Annotated in this window: 18 protein-coding genes; 10 read left to right on the forward strand and 8 right to left on the reverse strand. The window is 73.4% G+C overall.

From position 1 onward, the window contains the following. Window positions 1-86: 86 nt before the first annotated feature. On the reverse strand, window positions 87-464 hold the full coding sequence (locus IE274_RS22650; RefSeq protein WP_190117666.1) for a winged helix-turn-helix transcriptional regulator: 378 nt from the start codon (window positions 462-464) through the stop codon (window positions 87-89). 110 nt (window positions 465-574) lie between these two features. On the opposite strand from IE274_RS22650, the gene IE274_RS22655 reads away from it, so the two are divergent. Together IE274_RS22655 and rarD are read left to right on the forward strand one after the other, a co-directional pair. Beyond that, window positions 575-1435, forward strand: coding sequence for an SDR family oxidoreductase (locus IE274_RS22655; RefSeq protein WP_190117667.1), 861 nt, complete (start codon window positions 575-577; stop codon window positions 1433-1435). 116 nt (window positions 1436-1551) lie between these two features. Next, entirely contained in the window at window positions 1552-2571 is a 1020-nt protein-coding gene (gene rarD / locus IE274_RS22660; protein WP_229909724.1) for an EamA family transporter RarD, read from the forward strand. On the opposite strand, the gene IE274_RS22665 is transcribed toward rarD, so the two are convergent. Continuing rightward, window positions 2525-3391 (reverse strand): NmrA family NAD(P)-binding protein, encoded by an 867-nt coding sequence (locus tag IE274_RS22665; protein WP_190117668.1) that lies wholly within the window; start codon window positions 3389-3391, stop codon window positions 2525-2527. The two genes, rarD and IE274_RS22665, sit on opposite strands and share 47 nt — an antisense overlap. A 166-nt stretch (window positions 3392-3557) precedes the next feature. Here IE274_RS22665 and IE274_RS22670 point away from each other — a divergent pair, with 166 nt between their 5' ends. Further along, window positions 3558-4412 (forward strand): AraC family transcriptional regulator, encoded by an 855-nt coding sequence (locus tag IE274_RS22670; RefSeq protein ID WP_190117669.1) that lies wholly within the window; start codon window positions 3558-3560, stop codon window positions 4410-4412. Here IE274_RS22670 and IE274_RS22675 read toward each other — a convergent pair. Further along, window positions 4352-5830, reverse strand: a complete 1479-nt coding sequence (locus IE274_RS22675) for an MFS transporter (RefSeq protein WP_190117670.1) — start codon at window positions 5828-5830, stop codon at window positions 4352-4354. The genes IE274_RS22670 and IE274_RS22675 overlap by 61 nt on opposite strands. 104 nt (window positions 5831-5934) lie before the next feature. Between IE274_RS22675 and IE274_RS22680 the strand changes: the two genes are divergently transcribed. Continuing rightward, window positions 5935-6426, forward strand: coding sequence for a winged helix-turn-helix transcriptional regulator (locus IE274_RS22680; RefSeq protein WP_190117671.1), 492 nt, complete (start codon window positions 5935-5937; stop codon window positions 6424-6426). Window positions 6427-6458: 32 nt separating this feature from the next. On the opposite strand, the gene IE274_RS22685 is transcribed toward IE274_RS22680, so the two are convergent. Then, window positions 6459-7052 (reverse strand): CGNR zinc finger domain-containing protein, encoded by a 594-nt coding sequence (locus IE274_RS22685; RefSeq protein ID WP_190117812.1) that lies wholly within the window; start codon window positions 7050-7052, stop codon window positions 6459-6461. Window positions 7053-7166: 114 nt separating this feature from the next. Between IE274_RS22685 and IE274_RS22690 the strand changes: the two genes are divergently transcribed. Beyond that, window positions 7167-7616, forward strand: coding sequence for a VOC family protein (locus IE274_RS22690; RefSeq protein WP_190117672.1), 450 nt, complete (start codon window positions 7167-7169; stop codon window positions 7614-7616). Between the two features lie 59 nt (window positions 7617-7675). Here the strand turns inward: IE274_RS22690 and IE274_RS22695 are convergent, their stop codons facing one another. Further along, complete coding sequence (locus IE274_RS22695; protein ID WP_190117813.1) at window positions 7676-8056, reverse strand: cupin domain-containing protein; 381 nt, start codon at window positions 8054-8056, stop codon at window positions 7676-7678. A 171-nt stretch (window positions 8057-8227) separates the two neighbouring features. On the opposite strand from IE274_RS22695, the gene IE274_RS22700 reads away from it, so the two are divergent. Both IE274_RS22700 and IE274_RS22705 read left to right on the forward strand, forming a co-directional pair. Then, window positions 8228-9292, forward strand: coding sequence for a GlxA family transcriptional regulator (locus tag IE274_RS22700; protein ID WP_229909725.1), 1065 nt, complete (start codon window positions 8228-8230; stop codon window positions 9290-9292). A gap of 128 nt (window positions 9293-9420) precedes the next feature. Continuing rightward, the gene (locus tag IE274_RS22705; protein WP_190117673.1) at window positions 9421-10053 is read left to right on the forward strand and encodes a GNAT family N-acetyltransferase; all 633 of its coding nucleotides are present in this window, start codon (window positions 9421-9423) and stop codon (window positions 10051-10053) included. A gap of 139 nt (window positions 10054-10192) precedes the next feature. Here the strand turns inward: IE274_RS22705 and IE274_RS22710 are convergent, their stop codons facing one another. Beyond that, complete coding sequence (locus IE274_RS22710; RefSeq protein WP_190117674.1) at window positions 10193-11080, reverse strand: TIGR03619 family F420-dependent LLM class oxidoreductase; 888 nt, start codon at window positions 11078-11080, stop codon at window positions 10193-10195. 154 nt (window positions 11081-11234) lie between these two features. Between IE274_RS22710 and IE274_RS22715 the strand changes: the two genes are divergently transcribed. The 3 genes from IE274_RS22715 (at window position 11235) to IE274_RS22725 (ending at window position 14636) form a co-directional block, all read left to right on the forward strand. Then, window positions 11235-12710, forward strand: coding sequence for a hypothetical protein (locus IE274_RS22715; protein WP_229909726.1), 1476 nt, complete (start codon window positions 11235-11237; stop codon window positions 12708-12710). Window positions 12711-12878: 168 nt separating this feature from the next. Further along, on the forward strand, window positions 12879-13844 hold the full coding sequence (locus IE274_RS22720; protein WP_190117675.1) for a M28 family metallopeptidase: 966 nt from the start codon (window positions 12879-12881) through the stop codon (window positions 13842-13844). Between the two features lie 177 nt (window positions 13845-14021). Then, window positions 14022-14636 (forward strand): flavodoxin family protein, encoded by a 615-nt coding sequence (locus IE274_RS22725; RefSeq protein WP_190117676.1) that lies wholly within the window; start codon window positions 14022-14024, stop codon window positions 14634-14636. A gap of 7 nt (window positions 14637-14643) precedes the next feature. On the opposite strand, the gene IE274_RS22730 is transcribed toward IE274_RS22725, so the two are convergent. Both IE274_RS22730 and IE274_RS22735 read right to left on the reverse strand, forming a co-directional pair. Next, window positions 14644-15627, reverse strand: a complete 984-nt coding sequence (locus IE274_RS22730) for an ABC transporter permease (RefSeq protein ID WP_190117677.1) — start codon at window positions 15625-15627, stop codon at window positions 14644-14646. Further along, entirely contained in the window at window positions 15614-16567 is a 954-nt protein-coding gene (locus tag IE274_RS22735) for an ABC transporter ATP-binding protein (RefSeq protein ID WP_190117678.1), read from the reverse strand. The genes IE274_RS22730 and IE274_RS22735 overlap by 14 nt, the downstream gene beginning before the upstream one ends. Window positions 16568-16757: the final 190 nt, after the last annotated feature.

Consider the following 16757-nt stretch of genomic DNA (forward strand, 5'->3'; position numbering starts at 1 on the left):
GGAGCGCCCGGTTCTGAACGTGAGGCGGCCCGGTCCTGATCCCAGGACCGGGCCGCCTCACGTTCAGAATGGGGCCGCTTCGGCGTTCAGGACCGCGCCGCGTCGTACTTCTCGCGCGCCACGAGCACGTCGTCCATGCGCCGGTCCGCCCACCCGCCGAGCGCGCGCACCAGCGCGGCCGCCTCGTGCCCCATCTCGGTGAGGGAGTAGTCGACGCGGGGCGGGATGACCGGCTTGGCGTCGCGGTGCACCATGCCGTCGCGCTCCAGCGTCTGCAGGGTCTGGGTCAGCATCTTCTCGCTGACGCGGCCGATCTCTCGGCGCAGCTCACTGAAGCGGTACGACCGCTCCGCGAGGGCGATCAGGACGAGGACGCCCCAACGGCTGGTGACGTGCTCCAGGACGAGGCGGTGCGGGCACATCTGCTCGCCCTGGGCGTTCCGGATGCTGCTGCTTACGGCCATGCCAGTACCTTACTTCAAAGTGGGTACTTACGGATAGTTAGTGCCGGAGCTAAGGTGAGTGGCATACCGAATCGCAACGGCCCTGAACAGGGTAAATAGGAGATTTCGAGATGAGCATCGTCGTCACCGGAGCCACCGGACACCTCGGCCGCCTCGTCGTCGAGGGCCTGCTGGACGCGGGCGTGCCCGCCGGGCAGATCGCCGCCGTCGTACGGAACAAGGAGAAGGCCGCCGACCTCGCCGCGCGCGGCGTGGAACTGCGCGTCGCCGACTACAACGCGCCCGAGACGCTCGCCGGGGCCTTCGGCGCGGGCGACAAGGTGCTGCTGATCTCCGGCAGCGAGGTCGGCCAGCGGGTGCCGCAGCACCGGGCCGTGATCGACGCGGCGCGGGCCGCGGGCGTCGCGCACCTGGTGTACACGGGCGTACTCGGCGGGCCCGCCGCCGACTTCGACCTGGCCGCCGAGCACAAGGTCACCGAGCAGGCGGTGCTCGCCTCCGGCCTGCCGTACACCTTCCTGCGCAACGGCTGGTACCACGAGAACTACACGGAGCACCTGGCTCCGGTGCTGGCCCACGACGCCGTCGTCGGCAGCGCGGGCGCGGGCCGGGTGGCCTCGGCAGCCCGTGCCGACTATGCCGCGGCGGCCGTCGCGGTGCTGACCGGAACCGGGCACGAGGGCGCCGCGTACGAGCTGAGCGGGGACGTGGCGTGGAGCTTCCCGGAGTACGCCGCCGAGGTCGCCGCGCAGTCCGGCAAGCCCGTCACGTACCAGGAGGTCTCCCCCGCCGAGCACCTCGCCGTGCTGACCGGCGCCGGGATGCCGGAGCCGATCGCCGCGCTCCTCGTGGGCGTGGACGCGGCGATAGCGCGCGGCCTGCTCGTCGGGGGCAGCGGCGATCTGGCCCGCCTGATCGGACGCCCGACGGCACCGATGAGCGAGGCCGTGGCGGCGGCGCTCAAGGGCTGAAGCACGCCGGAGACGGCTGTCACGACCGTATTGCGATACGGACATGACAGCCGCCCCCCGGGAGCGCTACCTTCGTGCTCGGCAGCGAGCGGCTGTCCGCGCACGAAGGAGGAGCCGTGACCCCAGCGCAGGCGAAAGCCGAGGCACGCATAGGCCTGCTGAACGGCTTCGCCGCGTACGGCATGTGGGGCCTCGTACCGCTGTTCTGGCCGCTGCTCAAGCCCGCGGGCGCGGGCGAGATCCTGGCCCACCGGATGGCATGGTCGCTGATCGTGGTCGGCGTCGCCCTGCTCGTCGTACGCCGCTGGGCCTGGGCCGGTGAACTGCTGCGCCAGCCGCGCAGGCTGGGCCTGGTGACGGTGGCCGCCGCCGTGATCACCCTCAACTGGGGCGTCTACATCTGGGCCGTGAACTCCGGCCACGTCGTCGAGGCCTCCCTCGGCTACTTCATCAACCCCCTGGTCACCATCGCGATCGGCGTCCTGCTGCTCGGCGAACGGCTGCGCCCGGTGCAGTGGACGGCCGTCGGCGTCGGCCTCGCCGCCGTCCTGGTCCTCGCCTTCGGCTACGGCCGCCCGCCGTGGATCTCCCTCTGCCTCGCCTTCTCCTTCGCCACCTACGGCCTGGTCAAGAAGAAGGTGAACCTCGGCGGCCTGGAGTCGCTCGCCGCCGAGACCGCCGTGCAGTTCCTGCCCGCGATCGCCTTCGTGGCGTGGCTCGGCTGGCAGGGCGACGCCACGTTCGCCTCCGAAGGGTTCGGGCACGCCGCGCTGCTCGCCGCCACCGGCGTGGTGACGGCAGCGCCGCTGGTCTGCTTCGGTGCCGCCGCGATCCGGGTGCCGCTGTCCACGCTCGGGCTGCTCCAGTACCTGGCGCCCGTCTTCCAGTTCCTGCTCGGCATCCTCTACTTCCACGAGGCGATGCCGCCCGAGCGGTGGGCCGGGTTCGCGCTGGTGTGGCTGGCGTTGGTGCTGCTGACCTTCGACGGGCTGCGCAACGCGCGGCGCAACGCGGTGCGGGCGGCAGCCTTGGCAGCCGCCGCCCCGGACACCGCCGCCCCGGACACCGCAGCCGCCCCGGATGCCTCCGCTAGCGCCAAGCTCCCGCTGCGGCCGCCTCCTTCACGTACTCGGTGAAGTCCCGCGGCTCGCGGCCCAGCACGTCGCGTACGCCGGTCGCCAGCGGTGAGAGGTGGCCCTCGGCGACGAACGTGAACAGGTCGGTGAGCTCCTGGGCGGCGGCCTCGGGCACGCCTTCGGCGGTCAGCCCGGCCCGGAACTGCTCCGGCGTGACCGGCTCGTAGCGCATCGGGCGGCCCGACGCCGCCGCGACCTCCGCGACCGCCTCGGCGTAGGTGAGGGCGCGCGGGCCCGAGAGTTCGTACACGCGGTGCGTGTGGCCGTCCTCGGTGAGCAGCGCGACCACGACGTCCGCGATGTCCGCCACGTCGACGAACGGCTCCGCCGTGGCGCCGACCGGCAGGGCGAGGCGGCCCGCGAGGAGCGGCGCGTGGAAGTAGTCCTCGGAGAAGTTCTGCGCGAAGTTGTTGGCCCGGACCACCGTCCAGTCGACGCCCGCCTCCGCGACGGCCCGCTCGGCCCGCCACATGCCCGGCAGGAAGGCCTCGCCGGACACGTCGACACCGCGCCCGGACAGGACCACGAAGCGGCGTACGCCCGCCGCCGCGGCCTGCGCCACGAAATCGACGACAGGCTCCGGGTCCTCCGGCGCGACGAGGTAGAGGGCGCGCACTCCGGACAGGACCGGCGACCAAGTAGAGCGTTCGTTCCAGTCGAAACGGGTCTCGCCGGAGCGGGACGCGGCCCGCACGCTGTGGCCCGCCGCGCGCAGCCGGGGCACGATGCGGCGCCCGGTCTTGCCGGTGGCGCCGAGGACGAGGATGGGGGCGTTCGCGTCAGATGCCGAGTCAGGTGTCGTGTCAGGTGTCGTCGTCATGCGACCAGCCAACCCCCGCGCCGGACCTGGGGACATGGGCGACCGTCTCGGCCGCATGCGTGTCCGTCTCACGGTCCCCGCCGGTGTCCGTCTCGCGCCCCATGGGCGACCGTCCCGCCGGGCCGGGCGCCCGATTCCGGGCCGGGCGGCCGTTTACGGTAGGGGCATGGACGCTCTGGGGGACCTGTTGCGCGGTGTCCGCGCGGACGGCGCGCGATTCGACCGTACGGTGCTGAGCGGGGCCTGGGAGCCGAAGCCGCTGCCCGCCGCGCTGACGCTGGTCATGGTGTTGCGTGGGGAGGCCCGCGTCACGGTGGCGGGGGAGGCACGGATCCTGGGAGTCGGCGACGCGGCCATCTGCACGGCCGGCCCCTTCGGCCTCGCCGTGGGCGGCACCGACGAGACGGAAGTGGTCACCGGTGCCTACCAGTGGGACGGGTGGGGCGGACGGCGGCTGATCAACGCGCTGCCGCCGCTGCTCGCCGTGCCGGGCGAGGAGGAGTGCCTGGCGATCGTCGAGCTGATCGCCCAGGAGGTGGCCGCCGACCTGCCCGGCCGCCAGTACGTGATGGACCGGATGCTGGACTGGCTGCTCGCCTGCACCCTGCGGGAGTGGTTCGACCTGCCCGAGGCCCGCCCGCCCGCCTGGTACCGGGCGCTCGGCGACGACGTGGTGGGCCCGGCCCTGCGCGCCATGCACGACGAGCCGGGCCGGGCCTGGACGGTGGCGTCGCTCGCCGCGCACGCCCAGGTGTCCCGCGCGGCCTTCGCCCGGAACTTCGCCGACCTGGTGGGGCGGCCCCCGATGGCGTACCTCACCGAGTGGCGCATGGCGCTCGCGGCCGACCTGCTCCGGGAGCCGGGCGCGACGGTCGCGGCGGTGGCCGCGCGGGTGGGGTACGCCGACGGGTTCGGCTTCAGCGACGCGTTCAAGCGGATCCGGGGCATCGCGCCCAGCGGTTATCGGGCCTCGCTGACGGCGGGGCGGGGGGAGGCCGGGGCGCTGCGGGAGGCGGGCTGAGGGGTGCCCGCGACGGTCCGGGCACCGCCGCTGCTGTCGCCCCGGCTCCTGCGCACCCCGACCAGCGCGACAACCGCGCCAAGGACCACCATGACCACCGGCACGACCAACGCCCAGCGGAACGCCGACAGATCCGCACCCGACCCCTCATGCGCCCCCGCCGACACCAGCCCGTACACAGCCGTCACCGCCGAGATCCCGATCGCCGCGCCGAACTGCGTGGCCGTCTGCAACAGCCCGCTCGCGAGGCCCTGTTCCCGCATCGCGACGCCGTCCGTCGCCGCGATCATCTGCGGGCCGAGCGTGAGGGCGAAGCCGGTGCCCGCGAGCAGCAGGGTCGGGAACATCGCGGCGTACGGCCAGTCCGCGCCGACCGGCAGGAAGAGGCCGTAGCCGACGGCGGCCATGAGGAAGCCGCCGAGGATCACGCGCGCGTTGCCGAACCGCCGGACCAGGCGCGGGGTGAGCGTCGGCGAGAGGATCACGTCGCAGCCGAGGACGATCATCGCGACGGCGGTCTGCCAGGACGACCAGCCACGCAGGTCCTGGAGGTAGAGCGTCAGGACGAACTGGAAGCCCATGAAGGCCCCGAGGTAGAGCAGCGCCCCGAGCCCGGCCCGCACCACGGACCCGGTGCGGAAGATCCCGAGCCGCACCAGCGGATCCGCCGTGCGCCGCTCGATCCCCACGAAGGCCCCGACGAGCAGCAGCCCCGCGAGAGCCGCTGCGACCGTCAACGGCCAGTCCGCGAAGCCGTGTTCGAGCCGCACGACGCCGAAGGCGAGCAGCAGCATGGCCCCGGCCGCCGCCGCGGCCCCCGGCAGATCGAACCGCCGCGAGGGCCCGGTGGCCGGGCGGGGCGGCTCCGCCGGGATGAGCCGGAGCGCCGCCGCGAGGATGGCGCCCGCGAAGAGCACCGGCGTGAAGAACACCCACTGCCAGCCGAGTTCGGTGAGCAGCCCGCCGACGACCAGACCGAGCGAGAAGCCACCCGCCGAGGTCCCGGCGAAGACCAGCAGCGCCTTGTTCCGCTCGGGGCCCTCCGCGTACGAGGTGGTGATGATCGACATCGCGGCGGGCGTCATGAACGCCGCCGCCACGCCCGTCACGAACCGCGCGACGACCAGCATCCACCCCTCGGTCGCGAAGCCGCCGAGCCCCGAGAAGACCATGAAGACGCCGAGCCAGGTGAGGAACATCCGCCGCCTGCCGAGCAGATCGGCCGCCCTGCCGCCGAGCAGGGTGAAGCCCGCGTACCCGAGGACGTAACCGCTGACGACCCACGCCGCCGTGCCGGTCGAAAGGCCCAGGTCGGACCGGATCGAGGGGATCGCGATGGCGACCATGGCGATGTCAATGCCCTCCAGGAAGATCGTTCCGCAGAGTACGAGCAGCAGTGCCCAGGCGCGGGCGCCCATGATGGCTCCTTGGTCTCGGGGTGTCGGTCCCCGACGGTCGGTTACTCAACCGACGGCCGGTTCCTTCTTGTAACCAAGGGAATCGTGGGGCAGCATCGACAGGTATGGAAGAAGGCACTTTGAAGTCACCGAGTAACTCCGGAGGCACCGTGGGCACCGTGCAGGGCGCGGCCGGGCCGAACGGGGCGGCCGGGGCGGGCGGCGTCGACTACGGGGACGCCGACCCCTTCCAGTGGGACACCCGCGAGGACTGCCAGGTCCGGCAGATCCTGGACCGCGTCGCCGACAAGTGGTCGCTCCTGGTCATCGCGCTCCTGGACCGGCGCCGCCTGCGCTTCACGGAGCTGCGCCGCGAGATCGACGGCATCAGCCAGCGCATGCTGACGGTCACCCTGCGCCAACTGGAACGCGACGGGCTCGTGCTGCGCACGGTGCATCCGGTGGTACCGCCGCGCGTCGAGTACGAACTCACGCCCCTCGGCGGCACGTTGCACCACACGATCCAGTCCCTGGTGACGTGGACGGAGGAGCACCAGGGGGAGATCGCGGCGGCGCGGTCCGCGTACGACGCGCGCGAGGCGGACGCGGACCGCTAGGCCTGCGGGGCGATTGGGCCCTCCGGGGCCGCCTAGGACTTCGGGGCCGCCTGGCCCTTCGGGGCCGTCCGGGTCGCCCGGTGCGTGCGCGCCTTCGCGCGGTTGCCGCAGCGCTCCATCGCGCACCAGCGCCGCCGCCCCGGGCGTGAGGTGTCCACGAAGAGCAGGAAGCAGTTGAGGGAGGCGCATTCGCGTACGCGGGGGGCGTACGGGCCGGTGAAGAGGTCGACGGCGTCGCGGGCGACGGTCGACAGGAGGCCGGCGCCGGTGCCGCCGGGGGCCCACGCGCGCGTGCCGTCCGGTGCGATGCGGGCGACGAGCGGGGGCTCGGCCGCGGCGGCGTTGATCGCGGCGAGGTGGCGGGGGTCCCGGGGGCGGCCGTGCGCCTGGTCGGCCGTGAACAGGAACAGCGCGTCGCGCAGGCGCCGGACCGACGCCAACTCCGCTTCCGTGACGGCTAGTTCGAGGCAGGGCCCGAGGCGGCTCCCGCCCGCCCACGCGACCAGGTCCGACGGCTCGTGCAGCGTCTCGAAGCGGGCGAAGTCGCCGGGGCCGCCCGTCGCGAGCAGCTCCAGGCAGAGCGCGCCCGGATCGAACCGGTAGACCTGCCCGTCCGGCGGACGCATGATCACGCCCGGCGCCCGCTCGCCCTTCCGCGCCACCGCACCCGCGTCCCCTGCTCCCGGCCCGTCCTGCCGCATGTCCGCCACGTAACCATTATAAGTGGTTACGATGAGACCATGACCCTGCACTGGAAACTCGTGATCGACGCGCAGGACCCGCACGCCCAGGCCGCCTTCTGGGGCGAGACGCTGGGGTACGAGGTCGAGGACAACAGCGCCCTCATCGAGCGGCTGCTCGGTTTCGGCGCCGTGACGGAGGCGGAGACCGTCGACTTCCGGGGCCGCCGCAGCTTCCGCGACCTCATCGCCGTACGGCACCCCGACGACCCCGTCGACGCGGAGACCGGCACGGGCCTCGGGCGGCGGCTGCTCTTCCAGCGCGTCCCGGAGGTGAAGTCCGGCAAGAACCGGCTGCACGTGGACGTGCACGCCGCGCCCGGCACCCGCGACGAGGAAGTGGCCCGCCTGGAGGGGCTCGGCGCGGCCGTGCAGCGCCGGGTGAAGGAGCAGGGCGGCGAGTGGGTGGTGCTGACGGACCCGGAGGGCAACGAGTTCTGCGTGCAGTGAGGGCGTGCCGTAAGGGCGTGCGGTAAAGGCATGCGGTGGAGGCGTGCGGCGCGGGTGATTCAGACGCCCAGCGCGTGGCCCGTCGTCGCGTCCACACGGTCGGGTACGGCCTCGTGGCTGTCCCCGACCGTGAGCGTCCCGGTGGGCTCGAACAGCAGGATCGAGGCGCCGGTACGGGCGATCGGCTTGTGCTCCGTGCCGCGCGGGACGGTGAAGACCGCGCCCTTGGCGAGGGTGACCGTGCGCTCCCCGGCGGGCTCCCTGAGGGCGATGTCCAACTCGCCCTCCAGGACCAGGAAGAACTCGTCGGTGTCGTCGTGCACGTGCCAGATGTACTCACCCTCGACCTTCGCGACGCGGACGTCGTAGTCGTTGACCTGGGTGACGATGCGGGGGCTCCACAGCGCGTCGAAGGAGGCCAGGGCGGCGCGCAGGGCGATGGGCGCGCGGCCATGGGCGGCGGCTGCGTGGCTGTGAGCGGCGGCTTCGCGGCTGTGAGCGGTGCTCTCGTGGCCTTCAGCGGTGTTCTCGTGGCTGTGAGCTGCGGTTTCGTTGGTCATGGACTCATCGTGGGCCTTGGCCCGCGGCACCACGAGTGCTAGAAATCGCATATGGCGCAAGAAAACTCTCACGGCTCCGGGCCGGGTCGCCGCCACCGAGCCGACAGCAGCGACAGCGGCAGCGGCGACAGCGGCAGCGGCAGCGGGAGCGGGAGCGGCGACGGCAGGGCCCCGCACCACGTCGTCGTCATCGTCGACGAGAACTCCAACCCCTTCGAGCTCGGCTGCGCCGCCGAGGTCTTCGGCCTGCGCAGGCCCGAACTCGGGCGGGAGCTGTACGCGTTCACGCTCTGCTCGCCCGAGCCGCGCACCCTGATGCGGGACGGCTTCTTCACCCTCACCGGGGTCGCCGACCTCGGGGCCGCCGACACCGCCGACACCCTGATCGTGCCGAACCGTCCCGACACCGAGGTCCCGCGCCGCCCCGCCGTCCTCGACGCCGTCCGCCGCGCCCACGCCCGCGGGGCCCGGCTCGTCGGCTTCTGCAGCGGCGCCTTCACGCTGGCCGAGGCCGGGGTCCTGGACGGCCGCCGGGCCACCGCGCACTGGCAGTGGGCGGACGACTTCCGGCGCCGCTTCCCCACCGTCCACCTGGAACCGGACGTCCTGTTCGTCGACGACGGCGACATCCTCACCGCCGCGGGCAGCGCCGCCGCGCTCGACCTCGGACTGCACCTCGTGCGCCGCGACTTCGGCGCGGAGGTCGCCAACTCCGTGTCGCGGCGCCTGGTCTTCGCCGCCCACCGGGACGGCGGCCAGCGGCAGTTCGTGGAGCGCCCCGTCCCCGACGTACCCGATGAATCCCTCGCGCCGCTGCTCGCCTGGGCCCAGGAGCGGCTCGGCGACCCCCTCACCGTGCCGGACCTCGCCGCGCGGGCCGCCGTCAGCCCGGCCACGCTGCACCGGCGCTTTCGCGCGCAGCTCGGCACCACCCCACTGGCCTGGCTGAACGGCGAGCGCACCGCACTGGCGTGCCGCCTCATCGAGCGCGGCGAGGAACGGCTCGACGTGGTCGCGCACCGCAGCGGCCTCGGCACGGCGGCCAACCTGCGGGCCCGCCTTCGCCGCGAGACGGGCCTGAGCCCCTCGGCGTACCGCCGCCGCTTCGGCCCCTGAGCGCACCCCCGACCACCGTTCCGGAACCGGGCGTTCGCCCAGCGTCGGACCTGGTCCGCACCCGCCCGGATCCCGACCCCCGTGAACGCCTACCCCTGGCCAAAGCTCTGAAGATCACCGAGTGCACAATGAGCCGCATGTCGATGACCAATACAACGAATGCGGCGAACGCGGCGAACTCCCCGCGCCCTGCGACGATCGACGACGCCGCCGCGATCAGCGCCACCCTGACCCGGGCTTTCGACGACGACCCGATGATGCGCTGGTTCTTCCCGGACGAGGCCACGCGCGAGGCGGGCCTCGGCCGCTACTTCGCCACGATCTTCACCCGGCAGTACGGTCGCCACGGCGTCTGCGAGCGCACCGAGTCGGCTGCCTCGTTCTGGGTGCCGCCGGGCGCGCAGGACAAGGCCGTGCCGGACGCGGAGACCGTCCAGGAGCTGACGGAGATCCTGGGCGACCGCGCGCCCCTGTTCCGCGAGGCGGTCGAGCTGGCCGCCGAGCACGGCCCGCAGGAGCCGCACTGGTACCTGGCCGTGGTCGGCGCCGACCCCGCCGCGCAGGGCCAGGGCCACGGCTCCGCGCTGCTCCGCTCGGGCCTCGCCAAGGCCGACGCGGACGGCCTGCCGGTCTACCTGGAGTCGTCCAAGCCGGCCAACCTCCCGGTCTACGAGCACTTCGGCTTCACGGTGCTCGGCGAGGTGGAGCTGCCGGGCGGCGGCCCGACGCTGTGGGCGATGCGCCGCCCCGCCGCGGCCTGAGCACGCCCCGCACCGGCCCTGCCGGAGCCCGAGCACGCCCCCGTACCGGCCCACGACCCCGGGCCGGTACGAAGACCCCGGGCCGGTACGGAGCCGGGGCCGGTACGGAGCTGTCCGAGCGCCGACCCGTCGGACAGGCCTAAGACGCCCGCACCCGCTCCAGCACCGCGCTCCCCAGCTCCAGCGCCTCCCCCGGTTCCCGCACGCACTGCTGAAGGTCCACGAAGCAGCTCTCCGCGCCGGTGTCCCGCACCCCGCGCAGCGCGGCGGCGATCTCCTCCGGCGTCGCCCCGGGCTTCGGGTTGTGGCGGATGTGGCGGCGCAGCGCGTCCGGGTCGCGGCCCGCGTCCTCGGCGGCGCGCCGCGCGATGCCCCACAGCCCCGCCTGCGCCTCGGCGGGCATCGCGACGCCGACCCACCCGGCGGCCCTGCGGCCGACGCGGGCCATCGCGGCCGGGCTGAACCCGCCCAGAAAGAGCGGCGGTCCGGGGTTCTGGGCGGGGCGCAGCCCGACGTACGAGCGCGGGATCTCCCAGTGCTCGCCCTTGTGCCCGAAGACCTCCTGCGCCCAGATCCCCGCCAGGATGTCGAGGATCTCCTCGAGCCGGGCCCCGCGCTTGCGGAAGTCGGCGTTCACGGCCGTGTACTCGTCCCGCAGCCAGCCGATGCCGAGCCCGGCGTCCAGGCGGCCGCCGCTGACCTGGTCCAGGGAGGTCAGCGAGCGGGCCAGCAACAGGGGCGGGTACCAGGGGGCGTTGAGGGTGCTCGTGCCGAGGCGCACCCGGGTGGTCGCCGTGGCGGCGACGGTCAGCGCGACGAGCGGGTCGAGGAAGGTCTTGTACTCGGACGGGTACGGGTGGTCCGGGGTGTGGCCGGGGTACAGGTCGCTGGGCTCGACCGGGGCCAGCGAGCGGTCGCCGACCCACAGCGAGTCGAACCCGGCGGCCTCCGCGTCCCGCGCGAACGAGGCGATGACCTCGGCGCGGGCGTGGGTTCCGTACTGCGGCAACGCGATACCTATGTGCATGGGGTCATCCTCGCGGCGGAGCGGCCCTTCGCCCGAACAGCCCACGCCGTGAACCGCGCCAGGCCCGCCCTGCACCGGCGTCATCGCGCCACCCGCGCCACGCCCGGCAGCACGCGTACTGCCCCCACCGCGCCTCGTTTCCTACCGTGGTCCCGTGTCCGTCGTCGAGCAGTGGAAACCGCAGCGCGACCGCCTCCTCCGTCGCGACCGCGAACAGTTGGCCCATCGGCTGCTCATCGCCGTGTGCGCGCTCTTCGCACTCGCCTCGCTGACCCTGGTCCCCCTTGACCTGCGACTCGGCTGGGACGAGCTGGTCTACGCCAGCCGCTTCGGCCCCTACGCCCCCGACCAGGCACCCGGCGTGCCCTTCAGCGCGCCCCGCACCCGGGGCGTGCCGGTGCTGCTCGCGCCCGTCGCCTCCTGGAGCGACTCGGTCGTCCTGCTCCAGATGTGGCTGACGGCGCTCGCGACCACCGCGCTGTATCTGGGGTTCCGGCCCTGGCTGCGGGCCGTGCCGCGGCTGCCGTACGTGGCGGGGGTCGCGGCCGCGCTGTACGGCGGCCTGTGGACGGCGGTGTTCTACGCCGACGCGGCGATGCCGAACCACTACACGGCCATGGGCGCGGCGGCCGCCGTCGGCCTCTTCCTGCACCGGAGCCCGACGCCCCGTACGTACGCGGGCATCGCCGCCGGACTCCTCGTCGCCGCCCTGATGCGGCCCAACGACGGCGTCGCCGTGGGCGCGCCGCTGCTCGCCGCCGCCGTCCTGCTGCCGCTGTGGCGCTCGCGCGGCCGGGCACTCGCCGTGGTCGGCGGCCTCGGGGCGGGCCTGCTGCCGTGGCTGATCGAGGCGTACGTTCGCTTCGGTGGCGTAAGCGAACGGCTCAGCGACGCGAGCGAAGTGCAGGGCGGGCTGCGGTTCACGGACTCGCTGCTGCACCAGTTCACGGCGATCGACGGGCCGTTGCTGTGCCGTCCGTGCGAGGGCGACGGGGTGCGGGTGCCGTCGATGACGTGGTGGGTGCTGCTCGCCGTGTTCCTGCCGCTGGGGCTGCGGTCGGTGCGGCGGTTCCGGCGGACGGCCACGGCGGGGCTGCTCGCGCTCGCCGTGGGGCTGTGCGCCGCGCTGCCGTACGTCCTCGTGGTGCCGTACACCGCGCCCCGGTTCCTGCTGCCCACGCACGCGCTGCTCGCGGTGCCCGCGGGGCTCGGGGTGCTGGCGGCCGTGCGGCGGGCCCGGGCGGCGCGGCGGCCCGCGGTCGCCGGGGGCGTGCTCGCGGGGCTGCTCGCCGGGCATCTGGCGATGCAGGGCTCGCTCGTCGACTCCAACGTCCGCATCCAGTCGGAGGCGCGGGCGGACTGGGCGCGGGTGGCCGCGGTCGTGCACGAGCGGGGCGTGCGGGCGCCCTGTCTCCTCGGCGGCAACACGTCGGTGATCCCGCTGGCGTACGTGGCCGGGTGCGAGCCCGCCCCGCGCGCGAACGAGCGGCGGCCCGGCGACCGGCGGCGGCCCGACGTGCTCGTCCTGCGGGAGCACGCGGCGCCGGCCTGGGCGCGGGACTGGGAGCGGGTCCGGGTGCCGGACACGTACGCACGCGGCTGGCGCGTCCTCGTACCGCCTGACCTGTGAATCTCCGCGGTACGGGCGGAGCTTGAGGCCCCGGCGCGGTGATCCGGTGAACCGGTATGCGGAACACCCCGTCCGGATCCCGCTCTTGACGTGAACTCAACACCACTCCACCATCGGGCACTCCAGGCTCATTCGGAATTCAACTCACGGAAAGCCGGAGCCCCCCACATGAGACTCTCCGTCACCGGACGCAGCGCGGCCGCGGCCGTCATCGCCGCCGCCGCCCTTCTGACGACCAGCGCGATATCCACCGCGGCCACCGGATCCACGGGCCCGACCGCGCCACCGCGCGCGGCCGCCGCCCCGGACATCCCCGTGGCCAACGTCAAGGCCCACCTCTCGCAACTCCAGTCGATCGCCTCCGCCAACGGCGGCAACCGGTCGCACGGCAGCGCGGGCTACAAGGCCTCGATCGACTACATCAAGGGCAAGCTGGACGCCGCCGGATTCACCACCACCGTGCAGCAGTTCACCACCAGCGGCCGCGTCGGCTACAACCTGATCGCCGACTGGCCCGGCGGCGACGCCAACCAGATCCTCATGGCCGGTTCGCACCTCGACAGCGTCAGCCGCGGCGCCGGCATCAACGACAACGCGTCGGGCTCGGCCGCCGTCCTGGAGACAGCGCTCACGGTGTCCCGTACGCAGTACAAGCCCACCAAGCACCTGCGCTTCGCCTGGTGGGGCGCGGAGGAGCTGGGCCTGATCGGCTCCTCGAACTATGTGCGCGGCCTGCCCGCCGCCGAGCGCACGAAGATCAAGGGCTATCTCAACTTCGACATGGTCGGCTCGCCGAACCCGGGCTACTTCGTGTACGACGACGACCCCACCATCGAGAAGACGTTCAAGGCGTACTACGCGACCAAGAACGTGAGCACCGAGCCCGACCGCGAGGGCGACGGCCGCTCCGACCACGCGCCGTTCAAGAACGCGGGCGTCCCGGTCGGCGGCGTCTTCGCGGGCGCGAGCACCGCCAAGTCCTCGGCGCAGGCCCAGAAGTGGGGCGGCACGGCCGGCCAGGCCTTCGACCGCTGCTACCACTCGTCGTGCGACACCACGGCGAACATCAACGACACGGCGCTCGACCGCAACAGTGACGCGGTCGCGTACGCGGTGTGGGGGCTTTCCTCCTAGGCCCGCGGAGGCTGCCCCCCTTGGGCCCCCGCGGAGGCTGCCCTCCCAGGCCCCCCGGAGGCTGCCCTCCCAGGCCCCGGACATAGATCCCTGGACGCGAATGCTTGCGCGTGCATATAGTGCACGCGCAGGCATTCGCTGTGCGCAAGCAGCGCGCACGTCATCCCAGGGAGAGCCATGGCCACCCGCAAGTTCCTCTTCGTCCACGGCAGCGCGCGCCCCGACGGCAACACCGCCATGCTGGCCCGCAAGGCCGCCGAGCAGCTGCCCGCCGACGTCGAGCAGCGCTGGATCGAGCTCGCCGACCACCCGCTCCCCGACTTCCAGGACCTGCGCCACGACGACACGACCCCGCGCGCCCGCCCCCGCCCGGAGGGCGACAACGAGGCGCTGCTCCTGGACGCCACCCTCGCCGCCACGGACATCGTGATCGCGTCGCCGCTGTACTGGTACTCGCTGTCGGCCACCGTCAAGCGCTACCTCGACTACTGGGACGCCTGGCTGGAGACCCCGGAGCTCGACTTCAAGGCCGAGCTGGCCAAGCGGACCCTGTGGGGCGTCACCGCGCTCGCGGACCGCAACGAGGCCGCGGCGGACCCGCTGGTCGGCACGCTGCTCAACACCGCCGCGTTCTTCCCGATGCGCTTCGGCGGCGTCCTGCTCGGCAACGGCACCCGGCCCGGGCACGTGCTCGACGACACCGAGGCGATGGCGCGCGCCAAGACGTTCTTCGCCCGCGAGGACATTCCGGTGGCGCGGTTCCCGTTCGGGTCGTCGGAGTACGGCGAGTAGGCCCGGCCTACGAAGCGATGTCCTTCACGCCGAACCGCGCCCACGCCGCCGAGCCGAACACCCCGGCGTACAGCGCCTGGAGGCCGAGGTTCTTCACCAGGTCGTCCCAGTAGACCGGGTCGCGCATCAGGTCGGCGAAGGACAGCCAGTAGTGCGAGAACAGGTAGGGGTGGATCGCGTGCAGCTGCGGGATCTGGTCGAGGATCTGGACGGTGATGAGCAGGCCCACGGTCGTCGCCATCGCGGCGATGCCGCTGCTCGTCATCGTCGACACGAACAGGCCGAGCGCCGAGACCCCGATCAGTGAGGCGGCCACGACCAGCGCGATCAGCAGGGCCCGCAGCAGCCCGTCCGAGAAGCTGATCCGCGTCCCGGAGATCGTCGTGACCTCCCCGAGCGGGAACAGCAACGCCCCCACCGCCAGCGCGGACGCCGCCACCACCAACGTCGCGACCAGGCAGAACGTCAGTGCGGTGGCGTACTTGACCAACAACAGACGGGTGCGGCCCGCGGGCGCCACCAGCAGGTAGCGCAGCGTCCCGGCGCTCGCCTCGCCCGCGATCGCGTCGCCCGCGACCACGCCGATCGCCATCGGCAGGAAGAACGGCAGGGTCGCGGCGAGCGCCGTGAACACGAGGAACAGGCCGTTGTTGGTGACCTGCGCGATGAACGCGGGCCCGCCGCCCCCGTCCGGTCCGCCGCCGCCGACCGAACCGCCGTCGCCCGTCTCGATCTTCACGGCGATGCCCACGAGCACGGGCACGGCGGCAAGCACCGCGAGCAGCGCGAGGGTGCGCCAGCGGCGGAAGGTGATGGACAGCTCGCTGCGGAGCAGGCCGAGGGTCCAGGCGAGGCGGACGGGGCGCGGGGGGCTGCCGGGTCCGGCGGGGTGCCCGGTGTCCGTCTCCTTCGCCGTCGCCGCTGTCGCGGCGCGCACGCCGTCCGCCCCACTCGCCCCGGCCGCCCCCGCCGTCACTTCAGCCCGCGACATCGAATCCCTCTCCCGTCAGCGCGACGAACGCGTCCTCCAGGGAGGCCCGTTCGACGCCGAATCCACGGACGCGGACGCCCGCCTCGACCAGTGCGGCGTTCACGTCGGCGAGGTCCGTGCCGGGCGGCTCGCCCGTGACGCGGTCCTCGGTGACGACCAGGTCGGCCACGCCGAGTTCCTTCAGTACGCGGGCCGCGTCACCGGTGTCCGGGGTCGTCACCGTGAGCCGTCCGCGCGCGCCCGCGGCGAGTTCGGCGACCGGGCCCTGGGTGATCAGGCGGCCCTGGGTCATCACCGCCGCGTGCGTACACACCTGCTCGATCTCGTCGAGGAGGTGCGAGGAGAGGAAGACGGTGGTCCCGTCGGACGCCAGCTCCCGCACCAGGGAGCGGATCTCGCGCATGCCCTGCGGGTCGAGCCCGTTCGTCGGCTCGTCCAGGACGAGCAGCTCACGGGGTTGCAGAAGGGCGGCGGCGAGGCCGAGGCGCTGCTTCATGCCCAGCGAGTACGCCTTGGCCTTCTTGCCCGCGGCGGCGGTCAGGCCGACCCGGTCCAGGGCCGCCTCGGCGCGCGCCTTGCGGGTGCGGGGGTCGGCGGTCGGGTCGGCGGAGTCGTACCGCAGGAGGTTGTCGCGACCCGACAGGAAGCCGTACAGCGCGGGGCCCTCGATGAGCGCGCCCACGTGCGGCAGGACCCTGCGGGTGTCGTGCGGCATGGGACGGCCGAGGACCTTGGCGCGGCCGGAAGTCGGCTCGATCAGACCCATCAGCATGCGGATCGTGGTGGTCTTGCCCGAGCCGTTGGGGCCGAGGAACCCGAAGACGCTGCCGCGCGGGACACTGAGGTCGAGGCCGTCCACGGCGAGGTGCTTGCCGTACCGCTTGGTCAGGCCGGACGTCTCGATCACGCTGCCCGTGGGGGTCCCGCTGGTGCTCGGCACCGTGCTCCTCCTGTTGTCCGGCCGGGTGCGGCCGCTTGTCCGGTGCCGGTGGCGCCGCTGGTGCGGCCGCTTGTCCGGTACCGGTGACGCTGTTTGTCCGGTGCCGGTGGCGCCGCTGGTGCGGTGCCGGTGCCCGGACGACCGACGGGGCGGTGGTGGGGGTACCGGCCCGGTACCCCCACCACCGCCC

It is taken from the genome of Streptomyces flavofungini (genome assembly GCF_014650815.1).
In the GTDB taxonomy this organism is placed as follows: Bacteria; Actinomycetota; Actinomycetes; order Streptomycetales; family Streptomycetaceae; genus Streptomyces; species Streptomyces flavofungini.